Source organism: Sarcina ventriculi, assembly GCF_900456775.1.
Classification (GTDB): domain Bacteria; phylum Bacillota; class Clostridia; order Clostridiales; family Clostridiaceae; genus Sarcina; species Sarcina ventriculi.
Genome location: NZ_UAUL01000001.1, coordinates 451479 through 474634 on the forward strand (window position 1 = coordinate 451479; position 23156 = coordinate 474634).

The following is a 23156-nucleotide window of genomic DNA, read 5'->3' on the forward strand; positions in this document are numbered from 1 at the left end:
AATCACCTCTAACTATATATGTTAAAGAAAGCATCTATAAATTTATCATTGTCTAAAATTCTATTATACAATTCTTTATTTACATCGCTTTTAATCTCTTTCATTATCCCAAGCCTTAAATCTTTAGGATATAAATCTAAAATATCAGAAAAAAGATCTATTGCTTTTTTGCTACTATCATTATCTAAAATTCTTAATGCATTTTTGGCTAATATATATAATCTTGAATGATTCTCACTTCTTATAATTTCTTTTTTATCAAAAGTTAATATTCCATCTTCTAATATATCTTTAAAATTAATTAAAGGGTTATTCATATTTTTTATGTATGACATAAAATCTTGTGTAATAGAAATTCCAACATTGCCTTTAACTACATTGCTTAAAATATCAGAATTAAACTCCTTAGATTTTTCATATACTTTATAAGCTTTTGAAACTCTTTCCCAACTTCTTGGTGTTGCACGAACACTATCTTCACCTTCAGTAACATTTAAATATTCTGGAAAAGCCGATAAAAATTCAATTACACTACTATGAATATTCCCATTTCCCATAGCCCAATTAAGCCACTGCTTTAAATCTGACTCCATTTTAATCCAAACAAATCTATTTTCTTGTGCAGGGTCCATATCTACTACTTGATAATTACTTTCCTCATACCCTTCATATCTATTTGATGGATTCATTGCTGCTATTATATATACTTTATCAGACAGTTTATACCCATTTATTTCTCTATTTAAAACTAAATTCATAAGTTCTTGCTGTACAGCATGGTCACACCTATTAAGCTCATCTACAAAAAGTAAAACATTTCTCTCCTTCTCAATTGCTAAATCTACTTCTATAAGTTTGTTATGAATTGCATATGTTGTTATTTTTCTCTTACTTATGTTATTTCCATTTTTAACTTCCATATCTGCTACTATAGGCAACCCTCCAATTTCACCTTCTTTTAAAAGGTTAGCATCTATAGTAACTATTTCATAATCTAATTCTTTAGCTATTTCCATAACCAATGAAGTTTTACCTATACCACTTTCACCAATCAAAAGAGGAACCTCTCCTGTCATAATAACCAATTTTGCTGTATCTAATGCTTCTCTAAAATTCAAATTAAATCCCAACCTTCCTAATTTAAAATATAATCAACCAAAAGCTTTTTAGTATTTTTACTTCCCCATTCCTTGATAAACTCAATTTTATCCATATCTAAAATTTCTAAGTTATAAAAATCTACAATATATTCTCTATCTATATTTTCACTAGAAAATTTTTCTTTTAAAACATCTAATACCACATCTATATCAATACTCTCATAAATATATTTTAAAGAATTTATATTATCATAAATAAAATATTTCATATCATCATAATCATAACCATTAATAAAATTTATTGCCTCTGCTTCTCTTTTCACCGCTTCTCTCATCACCAAAATACTAGGATTTTTTATATATTTTATTGCTCCCCAATACTGTTTAACAGCTCTCATTTGCACATCTTCTGATGGATTTTCTATATATTGTATAGCATCATAATCCCTTGAAACAGCAATAACACACAGTTCTTCAGTTTTTTTATCTATAAATTGCAAAGCCCATCCCTTAGATTTAACAGCTTCCTTTAAAACATTATAAGTTGGATTTTTTATATTTTTTAATGCGTTCCATAAAAGTCTAACAGCTAAAATGCAGATATCCTCAGATGGATTTTCAATATATTCTATAACTAAAGGGTTTAACTTTACGGCTTCCTCCTGTATCTTCTTAGATTTATTCCTTATATATTTTATAACTGATGGATTTTTTCTAATTGCTTTTAAAATCAATTCTTCACTTGGATTTTCTATTTCTCTTATATATAACGGATTATTCATTACCTTATTTTCTAATTCATTATTTTCTATCATCATTTCACATCCCATCTAAATTTACATTACTATATTAAATTATTTGATTATATTTAATAAAAATACACTAAGAATCAAAACTATATTTTGCTCAATTTAATTATACCACACTTTAATAAATAATAAATATTATTATTAAATATTTATTATTTATTAACATATAGTATTAAACTATTTCTCATTAATTTTTATACATAAAAATAAAAGCCTAGATACTCTAGGCTTTTATTCTTTGAATTTTTCTAAATCTTTATTTAAAATTTGAAGAAGATTATTAAATTCCCATACTTCTCCTTCTTCAATCAGTTTATTTAAAGACATCTGATATCTTGACGCTTCTGGGATTTTCCCTATTGCTATTAGGTTTAAAATTCCATTCATTATTGTTGTAATTATATCTGATTTAACTTCAAATAATTTTTGTGCATCCATAATTTCATCCTTTATCTCTAACATTTCCTCGTCTAAAGTAAAAGCTGCATCTGCCGCACTTTTTAATTTTAATTTAATTTCATTTGGCAAATTTTTTTTATATTTATAATTTAAAGAATGTTCAATAGTTGCCCAAAAATTCATAGCTAACGTTCTTATTTGGAACTCTGCTAAAATTTCCACCTTTCCCTTAGCCATATAAACAGGATATCTTATAACCATGTGATAGCTTCTATATCCACTTGGTTTAACATTTTTAACATAATCCTTCTCGTAAAGAATTTGCATATCTTCACGTTCTCTAATTATTTCAACAACTCTATCTATATCATCAACAAACTGACACATAATTCTTATACCAGCTATGTCTTCCATTTCATATTTTACCCTATCAACTGGTATAGCATATTTGTTAGCCTTTTCTAATATACTAGAAACTTCTTTTACTCTTCCAGTCACAAATTCTATAGGGGAATACTCATTTCTTTTTCTATATTCTTTTCTAATACTTTTAAGTTTAACCTTTAACTCCTCTACTGCTTGATCATAAGGAGCTAAAAACTCTTTCCAACTCTTTATCGTCATAGTGTCACCTATCTTTTCGTGTTAGTTTAGTGCCTTAATCATTATAACAAAATTTTCAAAAAAACTAAATACATATACAGTAGAAAACTATTATATTTTACAAATATATGTATATAAATTTATATACTTTATATCAAACTTTTATTAATTTAATTTAATATTGTTTATTAATTAATTTTATTATATAATAATGATTTGAAATTACATATAGTTATTTTTTATTATTTTATTAAAAATACAATTATATCAAAATAAATACGATATGTTTTAATTATTGACAAAAAGAACATTTAATTGTAAAATCTTTTTGTAAATATTTACAGAATTTTCTTGTATAGTATTTTGCCCAATTTTAAAATTATATTATAAAGTTAAAAAGGAGTTATATATTTTTGTAGCTCCTTTTTAAGTGTCTATAATACTTGCCTATCCACCCTAGATTTAAAAATCATTGACAATTTAGATAATACCTCAACCCATCCTCTAATAGGTTGTTTCCATTTATACGTTAATCCAATTACTTCACAATATATCTTTTCGCTAATTTCCCCATTACTAGACGTTTCATAAGTATCTTTAATTATTTTTTTTAATTTATTATTATATTTCTCTAAAGTATTTGTAGCATATAAAATTCTTCTTATTTCTTCAGGATACTTGTATATTAAAGATAAACTATTTAAATTGCTATCCCAAGCTTTTAATGCTATCGGATATTTGTCCCTCCACTTTCTATCTAACTCATCATATTCTTTTAACGCTATTTCTTCTGTAGAGGCTAAATATATTTTCTTCAAATCAGTATTAAATGGTTTCAAATCTTTATAATATACATATTTATTGCACATCCTTATCTCATCAGTTATACTAAATTCAATTTTAGCTTTAGGATATACACTTAAAATACCTTTTTTTAATTCACTAATTAAAGGAATGGATATTATTAAAATATCTCTTACACCTCTATCTTTTAATTCATCAAAAATATCAACCCAACATTTAACCGATTCCTCATTAAAAACCCAAATACCTAATATATCTCTTTTTCCTTTTATATCTATTCCTATAACAGAATAAATATATTTAAACATTACTTTTTCTTCTTTTTTTATTTTAAATTTATACACATCAGTAAATACAACAGAATAAACTTTTTCTAACTCTCTATCTATCCATATATCAAAATCCACAACCTTTATATTATTAACATTGTTATCTTTTATACTATCTTCTTGTTCGTATACATCTTTTTGCTTATACTTATCTAATATTTGTTCTTCTAAATTTTTTAGTCCTACTTCTTTTTGTATAAGTTGTAACTCTAAATCCTTAATAACATTTTTTCTTTGTAAAATATCTATTTTTAAATCTTTAAGAATTCCTTCTTGTTCTAAAATATCATCTTTTAAATCTTCTAATTTTTTTTCTTTTTCTGCAATAACTTTGTTAAGTTTATCTAATTTAGCCTCAGCCTTAGAGTAATCTTCTTGACTATATTTTTCTGAGTGAGTTTCTTCTTGCTTTTTTTCATTGTAAGAAATATCTGAATCATTACCTATATTCCCAGTAAAACTTATAAAAGCCATAAAAATTACCTCTCTATCATTAATAATATAAAATATTCATAAAAACATAAAATTGATACTAGATATTTTGTCGCACTTTTTAACTAAAGTGAATACACTTATATTAAAAGAAATAATTTATAAGGTGATATTTGTGGATAAAGATAAAAATATTTTCGATGGAACATTAGAAGATTCTGAAGAATTATTAGCTTCTGATTTAGCTGGACATCATTGCGATAATGATCCTGACGATCCTGATGATGCACTTTTAACTTATAGTGATAAAGTATTATTTGACGATAGTCCAATCTTTTGTATAGATTCTGATGATTTGTGCCAAAAAATAAGAGTTAGACCAGATATAAAAATATTCGCTAAAAAATTTATGCACTCTGAAGCTGATTGCTTTGGTTGCAAACACGGCTTACCATTTTATCCAACTGAAGGAGACGCTATAGGCTTTACATTAGTACTTGGAAATCTTGGTAGCAAAGATTATAATGCTAGTTCTGGTTCAGTAACTTTAGAAGACGAATTAAAAATTAGCAGAGGCTTAACTTTAAAATTAGTTGACCTTTGTGTACCTGAAGGATACGAATTAGTTCGTATGAGTAGAGGTGGAAGAGCTGTTCCTTTAAAACCTTGTTCAAAACACGATTATCATGACGAAGATGATGACAACAGACGTCCTAATAATCCTGATAATAATGGACATCATCATGGCAGTCGTGAATCTTGTATATTTAAAGGTACTAGAGAACCTATAATTTTAAGATTGAGAAAACTTTCTGGAAGAAGAAGCAATTATGATTTAGATATTCCTGCATATTCTATATTCTGTATCTGTATGTTATTCCAAATAGTTGACTCTGATTCTGATTTTGATTCAGACTCTGGAAATTGTGGAAATGGAAATAATGGTGGAAATATCGGAAACGGAAACAATGGCCCTAATGATGGAAATGACAATAATGGTTCTAATGGTCATCATCATGGTTCTGGAAAATCTAAATTTAGAGACGAGGATTAATAATTAATAAAGAATTTGTTTTTTTACTCTATCTTAAATTTTCTAAGATAGAGTTTTCTATATAATAGCGTTAAAACAATAACAGCTTAAATATCATTATAAGCAATTAATCCAAAATTTTAATCGGATTAAAATCTATATAATCACAACTTGTTAAAATATACTCAACCCCATTGTGATTTCCTTCTAACATTCTATCTTTTAAAATATTCCCATGAAGATGACCATATACAACTTTTTCAACCTTAAACTCCTCAAGTATGGATGTAAAAACTGAATTCTCTAACTTCTCATTAGTTGGAGGATAATGTAACATACAAATAATCTTTTCATATCCTGCCTTTTTTGCCTCTTCTAATGACAATCTAAGCCTTATTTCTTCTCTTAAATAAATTTTTTCATCTTTTCCTGAAAATCTCTCCGAACCTTTGCAAATCCATCCTCTTGTTCCACAAATAGCATAATCTTTATATGTAAAAAAATTATTTTGAATAAACTTAGTATTTTTATACATAGCATTTAATTTTGATATACTACACCACCAATAATCATGATTTCCTTTAGATATTATTTTTTTTCCAGGCAAATCATCCACCCAATCTAAATCTTTTTTACTATCATCATGCTTCATTGACCAAGATATATCTCCCGCAATTAAAACTGTATCTGTATCCTTTATTTTTTCTATCCAATTATTTCTAATTTTTTCATCATGACCAATCCATTTTTCTCCAAATATATCCATAGGTTTATCTGTACTCAAAGCAAGATGTAAATCTGAAATAGCATATAATGCCATAATTCCTACCTTTCTAAACACATCTTATCACCCTACCTCATATTAGAATGAAAGATATATTTTTGTGTTGCTTTCAATAAAATTAAGGTGGAGAATTCTCCACCCTAATTACTTTTTTATTACATTATATCATAAACACTATCACAACTTAAAGAAATTAATTATTTAAGTTTTTATAACGCTAAATTTAAATCTTTACCCAATAATGATGTACATCCGCTTGTTTTACTCTCTATGATTTGTGGTTCTAACAATACTCTTTCAATTTCTTTTGATCTATTATTTATTCTATTTATTAATATTTCAGCCAAACGTTCTCCAACATTATATATCGGTTGTTTAACAGTTGTAAGTGGTACAACTTCATTTGCAAGCCCATCAAAGCCAACTACAGATATATCTTTAGGAATAACAATATTTTTTTCTTTTAAAGCTCTATAAGCACCTATTGCTGATAAATCAGTTGAGCAAAAAAGAGCAGTAGCTTTTTCAATTTTTTCGCTATATCTTATAGCTAAATATGCTAATTGTTCTTGATTTTCATCTATATCTATTACTAAAGACTCTTTAAATTTTATATCGCTATCTAAAAGAGCATCCTTGTACCCTCTAAAACGTTCATTGAATCTTATATTTTCATTGTTTATTTTTAAAAATAATATGTCCTTATGTCCTTTTGATATTAAATACTTAGTCATATCATAAGAACCCTTATAATTATTAACATCTACGTGATCAACATTTAAATTGCTTCTTCCAAACACAACATACGGAACTCTAATTTTACTGTCCATGTCTTCTTCTAAACCATTTCTACCTATAATTATCATTCCATCACATTTTTGTGGAAGTTCAAAGTTTCTTGTAATTTGAAGTGAATATTGCTTTTCACTTAAGTGTGCCATTATTCCAGATATTAAATTCATATTTACAAGTTCATCTAAACTTGATTCCTTAGGAATATATAAATAAATAACCCTTGTTTTATTTTCAGCTAAAGCTTTAGCTGTATAATTTGGAACAAATTTAAGTTCTTTTATTGCCTCTTCTACTCTAGCCTTTGTTTCATCTTTTACAAGTTCTGGTGCATTTAACACTCTTGAAACCGTTATTAATGATACTCCAGCCATTTCAGCAACATCTTTCATTCTAACCAAAAACTTTTCCCCCTTAGTTTTTAATAAATTTTTCTTTATTTGTAAACTTTATTTAAAAACACTAAATATACTTGTTATTTCAATTATATAGATAAATGTTAGCTTTTTCATTCTTTTTAGCTAAATTTAATAAAAAATTAACATTTTATGTATTAATCATATTTTAAACTTCCTTATACAGGATAAATAACAAAATTACTGCAATAAAAAACTATATCAAAATAGAAATTTTGATATAGTTTTTATATTATTCTATGATTATTTTATTGAAATTTTTCTTTCCTCTTTTAATAAGAGCTACCCCATCTTCAAAATCCTCTTTATTTAAAGTTCTTTTAATATCTGTAACCTTTTCACCATTTAAACTTAAGCCACCTTGTTGTACAAGTCTTTTTCCTTCTGCTTTAGATGGTATTATCTTACCTGCTACTAATATATCTAATAAAAGTGATCCAACTTGTTCATTCTCTATTTTAACCGTAGGAACATTATCCATGTTTCCACCAGCTCCAAATAAACTTTCGGCAGCACTTTGAGCCTTTTTAGCTTCTTCTTCTCCATGTATAAGTTTAGTAACTTCAAAAGCTAAAACCTTTTTAGCCTCATTTATAGCAGCTCCCTCTAAAGCAGCAAGTTTTTTAATTTCATCCATAGGAACAAATGTTAATAATCTCAAGCATTTTTCAACATCTGCATCATCAACATTTCTCCAATATTGATAAAAGTCATATGGTGATGTTTTCTTTGGATCAAGCCATAACGCTCCTCCAACTGTTTTACCCATCTTTTGACCTTGGCTATTTGTTAATAATGTGCATGTCATAGCCATTGCTTGACCTTGTGCTTTTCTTCTAACAAGTTCAACCCCAGCTATCATATTAGACCATTGGTCATCTCCACCAAGTTCCATTTTACAATTATATTTTTGATTTAAAACATAAAAATCATATCCTTGCATTAACATATAATTAAATTCTAAGAAAGATAATCCCTTTTCTAATCTTTGCTTAAAACACTCAGCAGTCAACATTCTGTTTACTGAAAAATGAACTCCAACTTCTCTTAAAAAATCAACATAATTAAGTTTTAAAAGCCAATCTGCATTATTAGCTAGTATAGCTTTATCATCTGAAAAATCTATAAACTTTTCCATTTGTTTCTTTATTGATGCAACATTATTCTCTATTTCTTCTTTTGTAAGCATCTTTCTCATATCAGTTTTACCACTTGGATCTCCAACCATAGCAGTTCCACCACCAATTAAAGCTATTGGTCTATGACCTGCCCTTTGCATATGAGCCATAAACATCATTGTTATAAAATGACCTACATGTAAGCTATCTGCTGTTGGATCAAAACCTATATAAAAAGTTATTTTTTCCTTTTCTAATAATTCTCTTGTTTCTTCTTCGTGAGTAAATTGCTTAATATACCCACGCTCTAATAAAGTATCCAATACATTTGACATTTAACTTTCCTCCAAATTTTTATAAAAATAAAAAACCGCCCTTTATACAAAATATAAAGGACGGGATATAATCACGCGATACCACCTTAATTCTTTATTACGTCACCATAATAAACTCATCAAGTACTCTAAAAACTTAGTTATACTCTAGCACTGTAACGTGTGCACTTACGACATCTTCCTACTGGTTGTTATCTTTTGGGAGTGCTGCTCTGAGATGTATTCTATTTAATTCGTTTTCCCTTTTACACCAAACAAGGGCTCTCTTTAAAACTAAAATTAAATTTACTCCTTCTCGTCAACGCTTTTTCTAATTTTCTTGCTTAAAATTATATTATTGTTTTTTATAGTTGTCAACCAGATTTATTTTTATAAAAACGTGTTTTAAAATTTCCGAAAATTAAATTAATCCTTAATAAAAATATTTTTCACTTAAATTGCCTAAGATACATATTTTTTTATAAAATCAGGTACCTCAAAATCTGAACAATGCATATTTATATATACGTTTACATTGAAATTTTTGCTGAATTTTTCAATCATACAAAAGTGCTGTTTTACCTGTTCTATATTGCTAATATTTAATAAATTGCTAAGCCCATCAATAAATATACTTTCCACATCATAATCCTTTGCTTTTATCCCGCAAAGAAGCCCATAAAATTGATCTGCCCCTTCAACATTTAATTCATCTAATGTTATTAACCTTATTTGACTTTGAAGTTGTAACATATGCTTTTTATCATCATCAATATAAACAACAGTTCCTTTACAATTTTTAACTTCATTATTAGCTAAACCAATTAAATTTTTGCTTTTTCCAGCACCTCTATGATCAAAAAAAACTTGAATCATATTTTCCCACTCCTCTACATAAAATTTAAGTGAAAATCATTTATTTTAATTTTTAATGCCTTTATCTATCTTTATATATACTATTCTGACTTCCACTTAAATATGATAGAGAAGTGATATTTATTCCTTAAAAGGTATCTGCTACTTTACTAGTTCCATTTATTTTTATATCAATATCCAAACCTAAATCCGTTATAGTTAATGGATCTACACTTAAAGTTATATTTGGATACTCCTGCTCAAATAGTGTTGCCACATTTGCTATATCTAAATTATCATTTTTAAACTTTGTAAATAATATTTGTATGTACTGACTTAACATACTTTCCTCTTCATACTTTATTATATTTAAAACGTCTTTATCTACCATGAGTCTACTTTGCGAATCTGCTAAATAACAATCTATGACTATTTTTTTATAAAGTTTAATTCTTTCGCCATCATAATTTATTGATGTTGTTGTTTTAGAATTTTGTATTTCTAAAGTTACAAAACTATTTGTATCTTGAGGATTTATGGCCTCCAATGTTCCACTTCTAACCCTACCAGTTAAAAAATTATAACTCATTCCCTCACTAGTGCTTATCTTCCTTACCATAACCTCATCTTTAAAAAGAGCCCCTCCACTTAAATCTAAACTCTTTTTTCCATTATTATTTTCAATAGTTAAAGCACCTAATACTGCTATATTATTATAACTTGTTCTAGCTGCTAAATAATTATTAGCATTTATCGCTATAACTTTAGGATTTTCGTTCATTTTTTTTACAAGTTGATTTAAATAAATTCCTAAATATTCCTCATCCCCTGTGACTTGATTTAAAAGTTCACTAGGACTTCCGAATAAAACAAACATATATGGTCTTATCATAAACTCTTGATTTCTATTTATTGCATCCATAAATTTTTTTATACCTTCTTTTGAAACCTGTTCAGTAAAAATATATGCTTTGCATTGACTAAAACTTATTTGTCCACTAGCTTGTAAATTTATAGCCTTTATAGCTTCTCCAACAGTCCTCCCTGTTCCTTGATAAACCTCTCTCTGTCCCTTATCAGATGACTCATTAGCGCTTCTATAAGGTTTTACAGTATCTAAATAAAGTTCTACATCTCCTATTTCATTTTCATCAAATATTATAGTTGTAACAAATATTCCATTATTAATATCTTCATAAGAATAACATCCTTGCATACTACCTAAAAAAATAAAGAGAAGGATTAAAGAAAATAGTTTTAATAATCTATTTTTTAGATTTTCCATTTTTCTCATGTACCTCCTTTACTATATGCCCAGAAATTTTCTCCAAACTTCCTCTTGACAATAAATCTTGAAATTTATGTTCTCCTAAAGTTCCTACTGGAAATAAATAAGGATGTTCACATGTGTATAAATTAGATAAATGTGCTAATATAATAAGCCCTATAAATATTATTCCTGGGAAACCATATAATGCTCCAAATATAGCCACCACAAAGCTCCAAAGAGACACTGCTGCATATAGTCTTGGAATTAAGAAGTAACAAACCGCTGCTATACAGACAACTATTATAGTTATTGTTGATGCTACTCCAGCCGCTACTGCAGAACTTCCAAGTACAAATGAAGCAACCAAACTCATAGACGTTCCTATGGGTTGTGGTAATCTAAGTCCAGCTTCCTTAATAAGCTGAAATAGAAACATAATTATTAAAACCTCTGCAATCGTAGGAAAAGGAACTCCAACCCTAGATACAGCAAGCCTAAATATAAATGTTGTAGGTAATACTGAAAAATGATGAGTGGTTACCGCAACATAAAGCCCTGGTAAAAATAAGGCTATAAAGAAGGCTATCCACCTTAAAGTTCTTGTAAATGTTGCAAAATATCTGTTTAAATAAAAATCATCAGGCACCTGAAAATTTTCTATAAAATATGACGGTACTGTTATAACAAATGGTGTTCCATCTACTATAATCGCAACTCTCCCTTCTAAAATTTTAGCTGTTGCATCATCAGCCTTTTCCGTGTATCCAACGGTATCAAAAAGCGTTCTCTTTGCTCTAAGTTTTGCCTCGATATAATTTGAATCTAATACAAAGTTATAATCTAATGTTTTTAATGTTTTCCTAACACTATCTACTATTTCTTTTGGAGCAACACCTTCTATATAAGTTAAAGTCACAACTGTTTGCGTTTCTTTTCCCACATAAATCGCTTCAAACTTTAACGCTGCATTTTTTACCCTTCTTCTAATTAAAGTTACATTATCTACAAAAGCCTCAGTAAACCCTTCTCTAGGTCCCTTTAAGCCAGCTTCTGTAACAGGTATACTAACACTTCTTCTTGTATATCCCTTTACCTCACAAAATATTGATTTTTCTTTATCATGAAAAATGATAACAACATCTCCTGATAAAACATGTAAAATAGCATCATTATCATCTTTAACATAATCTGCTGAGTTTATATTTAAAACCCGTTTTATTATATCGTCTTCTGTTTTTATTCCATCCATAACAATAGTTAAAGGCTTTATAATATACTCACTTATAAATTGTGTAGAACATAAGGTATCAGTAAACATTAAAGTTGCAGGCCCTAAAGCCGTTTCTATTTCTCTCTTTTTTACATCAAAACTATTTTTAAATTTATCTGATAAGAAGTCTAACTGTTTTTTCATAATTTTATCACCCAAAATATTGTTTGTATAAACAATGTTTAATATTCATTTAATTGCAAATAATAATTAAAGCACTGATTATTACTTAGCTATGTTCATAACTTATTAGGTTTGAAATATGCCTTAAACGCTAAAAATTATAAATAAACTCAAAAAAGTTAAAACAAAATTAAATGAGGTGAATATATTGGAAAAGATAACATCTAAACACTTTATGTTTTTTATTGTTGCACCACTTGCTGCAACGCTTTTTAATTACCCCTCTACATTTATAAGATTGGGGGGTAGGAATACTTGGATATTTTCAATAATATCTAGTTTAATTTTTTTATTGTTTGCTTGGATAATTCTCTCTATAATCTCAAAAAAAAATGCTTACGACTTTAAGCAAGTTTGTTATAAATCACTTGGTAAACATTTGGGAAATTTATTTTTATTCATATTTTCTCTATGCCTTGTACTAGCATGTATAGAATGTGCAACCGTAAGCTCTAGCTCAATACATACAAACATATTCATAAAAACTCCTATTTGGTACTCGCTATTATTTTTTATAGGTACAGCTTTATTTATATCTAAAAACGGATTTAGAAGTGTTTTAATAACTACTATAATTAGCGTTAGTATACTATCAATACTATCAATAGTAATAATATTATTATCAATAAAATATACTAACTTACGCCACCTTCTACCAATATTAAAAAATGTTTCTATAAACACATGGACTACATCTATAATAAGTCAACTTGGTTCATTTTCATCATTTTTTATATTGCTTCCTTTTTTGAATAGAATTAATGATAAAAAAAATCTAAAAAAAACATCACTTATAATAATTCCTATAGTTTTATCTTGCTTAATATTTTTCATAGTCAATTTAATTTCATCTATTGGTGCTGAAAGAAGTGGTAATATTTTTTATCCAGAGTTTATACAAACACAACTTATTTCCTTTGGGGGCTTTATAGAAAATGGAGACATATTAACTATGGTTATTTCTATTTTTCTTTGGACAATAAAGTATGTAATATCTATTTTTTCACTATATACAATTTGGAAGGATAAATTCAAAAACAAATTAGTATTTTTGTCCGTAGTTTCCTTAATTGTTTATATATCATCTTTATATTTAGGCAACAATGTATATACTCTTTTTTCTATATTACCTTATTATCAATATATAAACTTTGTAGTATTTTTTGTTCTTCCTATAATAATTTATGGGATTTATGCTGTAAGAAAAAAAGCTAAAGTACATAAATAAGCAGTAGATAGGTTTTTTGTTTTATGGTAATATAATTTTATGTATTATAGGAAAATAATAAGCTTTAAGCTTATTTTTAAATGCTATCACCTCTAATTATTTACTACATAATGTTCTAACAAAGAATATTAAACTTTAAACAAAGATAAATAAATTATTAGAAATGGTAGACATGAGATAAAATTAAAGAAAAGGAATGATAATATGTCAAATACTCAAAGTTCATCTAACTTTATAAGAAATATAGTTATAGATGATTTAAATAGTGGTAAACACGAAGAAATAATCACTCGTTTCCCACCAGAACCAAATGGATATCTTCATATAGGCCATGCTAAATCCATAGTTTTAAATTTTGAACTTGCTGATGAATTTAAAGGAAAAACTAATTTAAGATTTGATGATACAAACCCTGTAAAAGAAGATACAGAATACGTAGAATCTATTAAAGAAGATGTTAACTGGTTAGGATTTAATTGGGATAACTTATTCTTTGCTTCTAACTATTTTGATACTATGTATGAAAAAGCAATTCTTTTAATAAAAAAAGGATTAGCTTATGTTTGTGATTTAACTCCTGAAGATATAAAAGCTTATAGAGGAACTCTAACAGAACCTGGTAAGGAAAGTCCTTATAGAAACAGAAGCGTTGAGGAAAACTTAAGCCTTTTTGAAAAAATGAAAAATGGAGAATTTGAAGATGGTTCAAAAGTTTTAAGAGCTAAAATAGATATGTCATCTCCAAATATAAATATGAGAGATCCTATAATTTATAGAATTTCTCACACAAAACACCATAATACAGGAAGCAAATGGTGTGTATACCCAATGTATGACTTTGCGCATCCTTTAGAAGATGCAATAGAGGGCATAACTCATTCAATCTGTACTCTTGAATTTGAAGACCATAGACCTTTATATGATTGGGTTGTTGAAAATTGTGAAATGAGTTCAACCCCTAGACAAATAGAATTTGCAAGACTTAACATTACAAATACTGTTATGAGTAAGAGAAAACTTAAAATGTTAGTTGATGAAGGTGTAGTTGATGGATGGGATGACCCTAGAATGCCAACTATCGCAGGTCTTAGAAGACGTGGATATACACCTGAATCAATCAGAAATTTCTGCAGAGAAATTGGTGTTGCAAAAGCTAGCTCAACAGTTGATTCACAAATGCTAGAACATTTTATAAGAGAAGATTTAAACACTAAAGCACCAAGAGCTATGGCTGTTATAAATCCTCTAAAACTTGTAATAACTAATTATCCTGAAGGACAATCAGAAGTATTAGAAGTTGAAAATAATCCTAATGATGAAACTGCTGGAAAAAGAACTATAACATTCTCTAGAGAACTTTATATAGAAAGAGAAGATTTCATGGAAAACCCTCCAAAAAAATATTATAGATTTTTCCCAGGAAATGAAGTTAGACTTATGGGGGCTTATTTTGTTAAATGTACAGACGTTATAAAAGATAAAGACGGAAATGTTGTTGAAATTCATGGAACTTATGATGTTGAAACAAAAAGTGGCTCTGGATTTACAGGAAGAAAAGTTAAATCAACAATTCATTGGGTAGATGCAAATAATTCATTACCTTGTGAATTTAGATTATACGAACCATTAATTCTAGACTCAGAGAGTGAAGAAAACAAACATTTCTTAGAACAAATAAATCCAAATTCACTAACTGTAACTCAAGGATTTATTGAAACAAACATTAAAAATTCTAAAGGAAATGACAAGTTCCAACTTGTTAGAAATGGATATTTTAACATTGATCCTGTTTATAGTGATGATAATAAATTAGTATTTAATAGAATTGTATCTCTTAAGAGTTCATTCAAAATTAAATAGTTTTTTTACTCATCTTTAATAATATGATTTTAGATAGATTTAGAGATTTATCTAAAATCATATTTAGTATATGTAAAACGCCTTGGTAAACGTTTTATTTATGTTTATTTTTAAGCAAATATACAAATATTTGCTCATAATAGATATAAAATTATAGCACATCACCTATAAACTTATACCCTACACCTCTTATGGTTTGGATATATATTGGTTTTTTATCATCTTCCTCTATTTTTTTTCTAATATGTCTTATATGAACATCGACAGTTCTAGTTTCTCCAACATATTCATATCCCCATATCTTATCTAATAATATTTCTCTAGTTAATATTTTTCCCTTATTTTGAATTAATAGCTTTAATACTTCAAACTCTTTCAAAGTAAAATCTAATTTTTTTCCATGTTTTAAAACTTCTCTTGTCTGCAAATTTAAAGTTATGTTACCAAATCTTAAAATTTCATTATCGTATTTTACATTGCTTCTTCTTAAAAGTGCCTTAATTCTAGCAGATAGTTCTCTTATGGAAAATGGCTTTGTTATATAATCATCAGCTCCTAATTCTAAACCTAAAATTTTATCTATTTCTTCACTTTTTGCTGTAAGCATTATGATAGGCACATTAGATATTATGTTATCCCTACGTATTTCTTTACATACTTCAAATCCATCCATACCAGGTAGCATTAAATCTAATAAAATTAAATCAACTTGCTTTTCTCTTGCAAGCTTCAATCCATTTAACCCATCATTTGCCATATATACAACGTATCCATTTTTTTCTAGGTTGAATTTCAAAAGCTCTCTTATATGATCTTCATCATCTACAATTAGAATTTTTTTTTCAGCCATTTTTATCCCCCTAACTTTCGATTATTAAAAAAACATTTATGTATATTATATTATCCATATAATATTATTACATATATTTTGAATAAATTCTATAAAAAGAAGAACTAATGCACTAAACTTCGCACCAATTCTTCTTATTTTTATAATTATCTTGGGATTAAACCTATTTTCTTTTGAACTTTTCTTAATGTTTTATTAGCCATATAATTTGCCTTATCAGCACCAGCTTTATATATAGTTTCCAAAGATTTTTTATCTTTTAAAAACTCATTAACTTTATCTTGAAGTGGCTTAAGTTCTTCAATTATAGCCTCAGCTACATCATTTTTAAATTCTGAATATCCCTTATCCTTATACATAGCAACTATTTCATCTGAAGTATATCCTTTAATAGCAGATAATATATTTATCAAATTTTTAATTCCAGGTTGCTCATCAGTATAATTTACAACCCCTATGCTGTCTGTTACAGCTCTTGATATTTTTCTTCTTATAACATCTGGTGGATCCATAATTAAAATAAATCCATTGACATTTTCATCTGATTTTGACATCTTTTTAGTTGGTTCTTGAAGACTCATTATTTTAGCTCCAACTGGTGGAATATATGGTTCTGGAATTTTAAACGTTTGACTATAAGCACTATTAAATCTTCCACCTAAATCTCTTGCAAGTTCTAAATGTTGCTTTTGGTCTACTCCAACTGGTACTAAATCTGTTTGATATAAAAGTATGTCGGCAGCCATTAGTACAGGATATGTAAATAATCCTGTTGGAACAGATTCTCCATGCTTTTTAGACTTATCTTTAAATTGAGTCATACGACTAAGCTCACCCATATATGAGTTACAAGTTAAAAGCCAAGCAGCCTCTGAATGTGCTGGAACATGTGATTGTATAAATAGGGTATTTTTTTCTGGATTAATTCCAGCTGCAATATAAATTGCCAAAACCTCTAAAGTTCTTCTTCTTAAATCTGCTGATTTTTGCTTAACTGTTATGGCATGTAAATCAACTACACAAAAATAACAATCATACTCGTCTTGAAGCTTAACCCAGTTTTTTAAAGCTCCTAAATAATTTCCTAAAGTAAGTTCACCAGATGGCTGAATTCCACTAAATATTATTTTTTTGTTCTCTTCCATACCTTTCACCTTCCTTTATGTTTATAGTTAGTATTTTTATTAAATTTAAAACAAAAAAATTTACACTTACAATAATATTTGATAAGCTAAATTTCATTTTTTACTAATATAATGATATAAATATTTTTTGTAAAATAACAAATCCGCCCTATAAAAATAGGACGGAATATTTTAATCCGTGATACCACCTAAATTGCAATAAAAAATTCAAAAATTTTATTGCCACTCATTAGATATTTTAAATATCTTATACTATAACGTGTATAAAACGATATCCACTAATCTCTTAAAACAACTTAAAATTTCATTTTATTTCTCAAAGGCCCATTCACTAAAACCCTTTCTTGCCAATATTACACCCTCTATCAGCTCTCTTTATTGAACCTAAGCTTAGCTACTTTTCCTTATCATCGAATTTTTAATTATTATTTTCAAACTTAGTATAATATTAAACTTTTAATAACACAATGTCAATAAGTTATAAACATATTTTTCTACTTAATTTATCAAATACAAAACATATTTTAATTATATACGTTTAAACTCTTATTTTACATCTTCAATATAAGCTCGTAAAACTTCTCCAGCTCCCCATGCTTGTGCATATGCCCCTCTTGGATTATATGGGTTCTTTCCATCAAAAATTTCTGATATTCCCAAAACACAACTATCATTCAAATGATTTTTAAATGGTTCTATCATTTTTTCACATAACCTAGTATCGTTTAAATATCTTTTAGTTGCCGTTATTATTGGACCAATAAGCCACGACCATACACTCCCTTGATGATAACTCATATCTCTTTCATATAAGTTTCCTTTATACTCTCCCCTAAATTCAACATCTAAATTACTTAAACTTCTAAGTCCATAAGGTGTATATAACTGCTTAAAAACTGTTTCTAAAGCTTTTTTCCCTATTTCTTTGTTAACTAAAGAATATGGTAGACTTAAAGCTATTACACCATTTGGTCTTATTTGCTTATTTCTTTCTTCACCATAAATGTAATCATAAAAATAATTCGTTTCTTTACACCAAAATGTTTTTATAAATGTTTTTTCTATTTTTTCTTTTATTTTTTCATACTCATAATATTCTATGTTAAACTTTTTATTTAAATCTATCATAAAACAGATTGCATTATACCAAAGAGCATTTATTTCAATTGCTTTTCCATACCTTGGAGTTACAGCATGTCCTGCAACTTTCACATCCATCCATGTAAGTTGAGTATTTTCATCTCCTCCCATTAAAAGCCCATCACCATCCATTTTTATAGAATAATAAGTTCCTTTAATATGATTATTTATTATATCATTTAAGTTATCAATTAAATTTTCATAAATAAAATCATAATCATTAGTATATTCTAAATATTTATAAACAGCATTAAAATACCAAAGAGTACCATCTATTGTGTTATATAGAGGGTTCATTCCGCTATCTGGAAACATATTAGGAATAAGTCCATTTTTTATATATTTCTTAAAACTTATTAGAATTTCTCTAGCATCATCAAATCTATTGGTGCACAATGTTAATCCAATCATTGCAATCATGGTATCTCGTCCCCAATCGCTAAACCATGGATATCCCGCTATAATAGTTTTTAAACCAGTAGATTTTCTAGAAACTATAAAATTATCACTAAATAAAACTAATTTATCTATAAATTCATCTCTATTTTTTATTTTTTTCAAAAGATTATTTTTTCTCTCAATTTCCTTGTTTATATAATAATCCCCATCTAGACTTACATCTTCCTCGGTAGTAGCTATTATACTAAATTCAACCCTTGAAAATTTCTGTACATTTATATTAAAATATCCAGGAGTAAAATGATAATCTATACCTAAATTTCCTCTCTCAATTTCAATAAAATAAGGTGTGTCACAAATCCAATTTTCATCCTTAAAAAACTTACATTTATCTGACAATAAATTTAACTTTATATCATTTATATCAAAAGTTAAACTTACTCCATTTTTATTATTTTTTTGTATGCATAAAAAATCATCTTTCATTGTTACATCATGATGGTTTCTATTATTTATCAAAGGCATTATCTCTAATTCTATATCATTAGCTGTTGTTTGAATTGTATATTTTATGACTGTTGTATTATGTCCATAATCCATTACAATCTCTTTATCTATAAAAGTTTCATTCACATAATAACTATATTTCGGATAAATATTAAATTCAAAACTCTCTTGCATAGAAATTTCATTCGATGATGTAACATAAAGATTTTTAAAATTTTTTTTATTTCTATCACTTAAATGAATGATATTATCATTTCTTTGTCTAGTTTCATCTTTTATTGAAATTCTTTCTCTTAAATCTGAAAGTAAAAGCCTTCTTTCAACTGGTGGATTCAAAGAAGCAATCAATAAGCCACTATATATTCTAGAGCTTAAATTATTTACTGTTCTTGACGCATATCCACCTAAACCATTTGTTATTAAAAATTCTTTATTTTTAGCTACATTAAAATCACTTAAAGTTTGTTTTTCAATTCTCATAAAAATTACTGCACAACCTTTGCACAGTTCCCTCCTAACTTACAAATAAATTTTAGGAAACGATTACTATTTTATGATACTATATATAGAAATTTTTGTAAATTGAGAAGGGTTGATTTATATTTAAAAAGCTATATAAAAGAATTATAAATTTCTCTTATATAGCTCATATTTAAATTTACACGTGATTTAAAGTATTTAAATGACAAATAAAATATTACTATTTTTGTAATACAGTATTTAAGTATTTTGTAAATCCATCTTTAAGTTCTGGTTTTCTAAGTGCATATTCAACTGTTGCTTCTAAGAAACCTAATTTATCTCCAACATCATATCTTCTACCTTCGAAGTTATAAGCATACATAGCTTCATTATTTATAAGTTCTAAAAGTGCATCAGTTAATTGTATTTCTCCACCTTTACCAGGTTTTGTATTTTCTAATATTTCAAATATTTTTGGTGTTACTATGTATCTACCTAATATAGCTATATTAGTAGGTGCATCTTCTACTGATGGTTTTTCAACTAAGTCTCTAACTTTATATACTCTGTCTTCTATGTGAACGCCATCAACTATTCCATATTTATCTACATCTTCTTTTGCTACTGTTTGAACACCAAGTACGCTTGTTCTATATTCTGAATAACAATCGATAAGTTGTTTTAAACATGGTTTTTCATCATTATAAACTATATCATCTCCAAGTAATATTGCGAATGGTTCATCCCCAACAAAACTTTTTGCACAGCTTATAGCATGTCCTAATCCTTTAGGTTCTTTTTGTCTTATAAAATATATATCAGCCATATTAGATATGTCTCTTACCATTTCTAACATAGCATTTTTTCCCTTCTTTTCAAGTTCAAGTTCTAATTCAACTGATCTATCAAAATGGTCTTCTATACTTTTTTTATTTCTTCCTGTTATTATAAGTATTTCTTCTATTCCTGAAGCTATAGCTTCTTCTATTATATATTGTAATGTTGGTTTATCAACAATTGGAAGCATTTCTTTTGGTTGCGCTTTCGTAGCAGGCAAAAATCTAGTTCCAAGACCTGCTGCTGGTATTATCGCTTTTCTTATTCTTTTTTCCATTTATTATTACCTCTCTTTTTTTTGCAAATTAAATTATATGAACAACTTTTTATCTTACCTTATATCAAACAATTATACTACTTATTATAAAAATTACAATAGGAAATTTTTTATCTATATAATTTTATTCATAATTTATATTATTAAAATATAAATATTTATAAAAAATTTTTTTTAATTAACAGTTTTGTTTTTAAGATTATAAAATTTTATAAAAATTTTTCATCTTATCTTAATATATAAATAATTGAAAATATTTTTTTAATAAAGATTAATTTTAAGATTTAAGCATAAACTAGATTATATTTCCACTTTACATATATATATAAGAGTGCTATAGTAATGATTAATTAATAAATATTATTATTTAATCAAAGATGTTATAAAGTTTATTTTATTTGTTTTGTCTAATTTTCAATTTTCAGACATTTCTAAAAAAAATGAAAATTATATTTACAAAGCAAAAAAAATATGATAGTATTTATTACAAGATAATAATTATTAAATAATAAATTTAAAAAGACAATTTACATATATAAACGTATTTTTAGGAGGATTTTAAAATGAAAGTAATAGTTGTTGGATGTACACATGCAGGTACAGCTGCCATAGTAAATTTAAAGGAACTTCACCCAAATAGTGATGTAACAGTTTATGAAAAAAATGATAATATATCATTCTTATCATGTGGTATAGCTTTAAGCGTAAATAAAGTTGTTACTGAACCTGAAAAATTATTCTATAACTCACCAGAGGGATTAGCTAAAATAGGAGTTAACACTAAAATGAAACATGAAGTTACTGATATAGACTTTGACAATAAAAAAGTTAAAGTTAAAGATTTAACTTCTGGAAAAGAATTTGAAGATAACTATGATAAATTAGTTCTTACTTTAGGTTCATGGCCAATCGTTCCAAGATTCGAAGGTGGAAATTTAGAAAACATAGAGTTATGTAAAAACTATGATCACGCTAAAACTATAATAGCTAAAAGCTCAAATGCTAAAAATGTTGTTATAATTGGAGCTGGTTATATCGGAGTTGAACTTGTTGAAGCATTTGAAGACTTAGGAAAGAAAGTTACTTTAATAGATGCTGAAGACAGAATAATGAGCAAATATTTAGATAAAGATTTTACTGATATTGCAGAAAAAGAATTCTCAAGTCGTGGAGTTAACCTTGTTTTAGGAGAAAAAGTTCAAAAATTTGAAGGTGCTAACGGAAAAGTTACTAAAGTTGTTACTGAAAATGGAAGCTATGACGGAGATTTAGTTGTTCTTTGTATAGGATTTGCTCCAAATACAAAACTTATTAAAGATAAATTAGAAACTCTTCCAAATGGAGCTATAATAATTGATGAATATATGAGAACAAGCAAAAAAGATGTTTTCGCTGCTGGAGACTGTTGTGTTGTTAAATACAATCCAGCTGGAGATGAAAGATATATTCCTCTAGCTACAAACGCTGTAAGAATGGGTACTTTAGTTGCTAAAAATATAGTTGAACCAACTCTTAAATATTTAGGAACTCAAGGTACTTCAGGAATAAAAATATACGAACAAAACATTGCATCAACTGGTTTAACTGAAGAAGTTGCTAAGAAAACAACTAAATTCAACGTAGGTTCTGTAATATTAACAGACAATTATAGACCAGAATTTATGCCAACTTTTGAACCTGCTACTATAAAATTAGTATATGATAAAGATACTAGAGTAATAATAGGTGGTCAAATAGTATCTAAGATAGATTTAACTCAATTCATGAATACTCTATCTGTAGTAATACAAAACAAAATGACTTTAGAAGATTTAGCTGTTACAGACTTCTTCTTCCAACCTCACTATAACAAACCATGGAGTTTATTAAACGCAGTAGCTTTAAAAGCTCTATAATATAAAATTTTTAAAGTTAAAAACACTCTCAAAAAAAATTGAGAG

The 23156-nt window shown here is 27.2% G+C and carries 18 protein-coding genes and 1 other annotated feature; of the genes, 4 read left to right on the top strand and 14 right to left on the bottom strand.

Annotation, left to right across the window (positions count from 1 at the left end; all coding sequences use genetic code 11):
• Positions 1 to 8: 8 nt before the first annotated feature.
• The 4 genes from DR020_RS02030 to DR020_RS02045 form a co-directional block, all read right to left on the bottom strand.
• Positions 9 to 1118, bottom strand: coding sequence for an AAA family ATPase (locus DR020_RS02030; protein ID WP_112365114.1), 1110 nt, complete (start codon positions 1116 to 1118; stop codon positions 9 to 11).
• A 17-nt stretch (positions 1119 to 1135) separates the two neighbouring features.
• Complete coding sequence (locus DR020_RS02035) at positions 1136 to 1915, bottom strand: DUF4116 domain-containing protein (protein ID WP_112365115.1); 780 nt, start codon at positions 1913 to 1915, stop codon at positions 1136 to 1138.
• Between the two features lie 225 nt (positions 1916 to 2140).
• On the bottom strand, positions 2141 to 2932 hold the full coding sequence (locus tag DR020_RS02040; RefSeq protein WP_058992826.1) for a GTP pyrophosphokinase: 792 nt from the start codon (positions 2930 to 2932) through the stop codon (positions 2141 to 2143).
• A 413-nt stretch (positions 2933 to 3345) separates the two neighbouring features.
• Entirely contained in the window at positions 3346 to 4518 is a 1173-nt protein-coding gene (locus tag DR020_RS02045) for an IS256 family transposase (protein WP_112365116.1), read from the bottom strand.
• Positions 4519 to 4651: 133 nt separating this feature from the next.
• On the opposite strand from DR020_RS02045, the gene DR020_RS02050 reads away from it, so the two are divergent.
• Positions 4652 to 5530, top strand: coding sequence for a hypothetical protein (locus tag DR020_RS02050; RefSeq protein ID WP_112365117.1), 879 nt, complete (start codon positions 4652 to 4654; stop codon positions 5528 to 5530).
• Between the two features lie 106 nt (positions 5531 to 5636).
• Here the strand turns inward: DR020_RS02050 and DR020_RS02055 are convergent, their stop codons facing one another.
• From DR020_RS02055 to DR020_RS02080, 6 genes are all read right to left on the bottom strand, one after another.
• Positions 5637 to 6329: a metallophosphoesterase gene (locus tag DR020_RS02055; RefSeq protein ID WP_112365295.1), complete on the bottom strand. Its 693-nt coding sequence runs from the start codon at positions 6327 to 6329 to the stop codon at positions 5637 to 5639.
• Positions 6330 to 6502: 173 nt separating this feature from the next.
• Positions 6503 to 7477, bottom strand: a complete 975-nt coding sequence (locus DR020_RS02060; protein ID WP_235804571.1) for a LacI family DNA-binding transcriptional regulator — start codon at positions 7475 to 7477, stop codon at positions 6503 to 6505.
• 256 nt (positions 7478 to 7733) lie between these two features.
• Positions 7734 to 8954: a tyrosine--tRNA ligase gene (gene tyrS / locus DR020_RS02065; RefSeq protein ID WP_112365118.1), complete on the bottom strand. Its 1221-nt coding sequence runs from the start codon at positions 8952 to 8954 to the stop codon at positions 7734 to 7736.
• Positions 8955 to 9007: 53 nt separating this feature from the next.
• Positions 9008 to 9265 (bottom strand) — a binding site (T-box leader).
• Between the two features lie 130 nt (positions 9266 to 9395).
• Positions 9396 to 9809 carry an ATP-binding protein gene (locus tag DR020_RS02070; RefSeq protein WP_055258254.1) on the bottom strand — a complete coding sequence of 138 codons (414 nt, stop codon included), beginning with the start codon at positions 9807 to 9809 and terminating at the stop codon, positions 9396 to 9398.
• Between the two features lie 127 nt (positions 9810 to 9936).
• Positions 9937 to 11073, bottom strand: coding sequence for a Ger(x)C family spore germination protein (locus tag DR020_RS02075; protein WP_112365296.1), 1137 nt, complete (start codon positions 11071 to 11073; stop codon positions 9937 to 9939).
• Positions 11054 to 12472 (bottom strand): spore germination protein, encoded by a 1419-nt coding sequence (locus DR020_RS02080; protein ID WP_112365119.1) that lies wholly within the window; start codon positions 12470 to 12472, stop codon positions 11054 to 11056. Before DR020_RS02080 ends, DR020_RS02075 begins: the two co-directional genes overlap by 20 nt.
• A gap of 178 nt (positions 12473 to 12650) precedes the next feature.
• Between DR020_RS02080 and DR020_RS02085 the strand changes: the two genes are divergently transcribed.
• Together DR020_RS02085 and DR020_RS02090 are read left to right on the top strand one after the other, a co-directional pair.
• Positions 12651 to 13739 carry a GerAB/ArcD/ProY family transporter gene (locus DR020_RS02085; protein WP_235865649.1) on the top strand — a complete coding sequence of 363 codons (1089 nt, stop codon included), beginning with the start codon at positions 12651 to 12653 and terminating at the stop codon, positions 13737 to 13739.
• 204 nt (positions 13740 to 13943) lie between these two features.
• On the top strand, positions 13944 to 15599 hold the full coding sequence (locus DR020_RS02090; protein WP_112365121.1) for a glutamine--tRNA ligase/YqeY domain fusion protein: 1656 nt from the start codon (positions 13944 to 13946) through the stop codon (positions 15597 to 15599).
• Between the two features lie 151 nt (positions 15600 to 15750).
• On the opposite strand, the gene DR020_RS02095 is transcribed toward DR020_RS02090, so the two are convergent.
• The 4 genes from DR020_RS02095 to galU all read right to left on the bottom strand — a co-directional run bounded on the left by DR020_RS02095 (position 15751) and on the right by galU (position 21216).
• A complete protein-coding gene (locus tag DR020_RS02095) occupies positions 15751 to 16449 on the bottom strand; it encodes a response regulator transcription factor (protein ID WP_055258245.1) in 699 nt (232 codons plus the stop codon).
• 146 nt (positions 16450 to 16595) lie between these two features.
• Positions 16596 to 17594, bottom strand: coding sequence for a tryptophan--tRNA ligase (trpS, locus tag DR020_RS02100; RefSeq protein ID WP_058992815.1), 999 nt, complete (start codon positions 17592 to 17594; stop codon positions 16596 to 16598).
• A gap of 546 nt (positions 17595 to 18140) precedes the next feature.
• The gene (locus DR020_RS02105; RefSeq protein ID WP_112365122.1) at positions 18141 to 20120 is read right to left on the bottom strand and encodes an amylo-alpha-1,6-glucosidase; all 1980 of its coding nucleotides are present in this window, start codon (positions 20118 to 20120) and stop codon (positions 18141 to 18143) included.
• Positions 20121 to 20340: 220 nt separating this feature from the next.
• On the bottom strand, positions 20341 to 21216 hold the full coding sequence (gene galU / locus DR020_RS02110) for a UTP--glucose-1-phosphate uridylyltransferase GalU (RefSeq protein ID WP_055258239.1): 876 nt from the start codon (positions 21214 to 21216) through the stop codon (positions 20341 to 20343).
• Between the two features lie 563 nt (positions 21217 to 21779).
• Here galU and DR020_RS02115 point away from each other — a divergent pair.
• Positions 21780 to 23111: an FAD-dependent oxidoreductase gene (locus tag DR020_RS02115; protein WP_112365123.1), complete on the top strand. Its 1332-nt coding sequence runs from the start codon at positions 21780 to 21782 to the stop codon at positions 23109 to 23111.
• Positions 23112 to 23156: the final 45 nt, after the last annotated feature.

Excerpts from the sequence above, each read along its gene's own strand:
- DR020_RS02035 (WP_112365115.1), bottom strand. The coding sequence starts at position 1,915 with ATGATAGAAAATAATGAATTAGAAAATAAGGTAATGAATAATCCGTTA.
- DR020_RS02040 (WP_058992826.1), bottom strand. The coding sequence starts at position 2,932 with ATGACGATAAAGAGTTGGAAAGAGTTTTTAGCTCCTTATGATCAAGCA.
- DR020_RS02045 (WP_112365116.1), bottom strand. The coding sequence starts at position 4,518 with ATGGCTTTTATAAGTTTTACTGGGAATATAGGTAATGATTCAGATATT.
- DR020_RS02055 (WP_112365295.1), bottom strand. The coding sequence starts at position 6,329 with ATGGCATTATATGCTATTTCAGATTTACATCTTGCTTTGAGTACAGAT.
- DR020_RS02060 (WP_235804571.1), bottom strand. The coding sequence starts at position 7,477 with ATGAAAGATGTTGCTGAAATGGCTGGAGTATCATTAATAACGGTTTCA.
- tyrS (WP_112365118.1), bottom strand. The coding sequence starts at position 8,954 with ATGTCAAATGTATTGGATACTTTATTAGAGCGTGGGTATATTAAGCAA.
- DR020_RS02070 (WP_055258254.1), bottom strand. The coding sequence starts at position 9,809 with ATGATTCAAGTTTTTTTTGATCATAGAGGTGCTGGAAAAAGCAAAAAT.
- DR020_RS02075 (WP_112365296.1), bottom strand. The coding sequence starts at position 11,073 with ATGGAAAATCTAAAAAATAGATTATTAAAACTATTTTCTTTAATCCTT.
- DR020_RS02080 (WP_112365119.1), bottom strand. The coding sequence starts at position 12,472 with ATGAAAAAACAGTTAGACTTCTTATCAGATAAATTTAAAAATAGTTTT.
- DR020_RS02090 (WP_112365121.1), top strand. The coding sequence starts at position 13,944 with ATGTCAAATACTCAAAGTTCATCTAACTTTATAAGAAATATAGTTATA.
- DR020_RS02095 (WP_055258245.1), bottom strand. The coding sequence starts at position 16,449 with ATGGCTGAAAAAAAAATTCTAATTGTAGATGATGAAGATCATATAAGA.
- trpS (WP_058992815.1), bottom strand. The coding sequence starts at position 17,594 with ATGGAAGAGAACAAAAAAATAATATTTAGTGGAATTCAGCCATCTGGT.
- DR020_RS02105 (WP_112365122.1), bottom strand. The coding sequence starts at position 20,120 with ATGAGAATTGAAAAACAAACTTTAAGTGATTTTAATGTAGCTAAAAAT.
- galU (WP_055258239.1), bottom strand. The coding sequence starts at position 21,216 with ATGGAAAAAAGAATAAGAAAAGCGATAATACCAGCAGCAGGTCTTGGA.
- DR020_RS02115 (WP_112365123.1), top strand. The coding sequence starts at position 21,780 with ATGAAAGTAATAGTTGTTGGATGTACACATGCAGGTACAGCTGCCATA.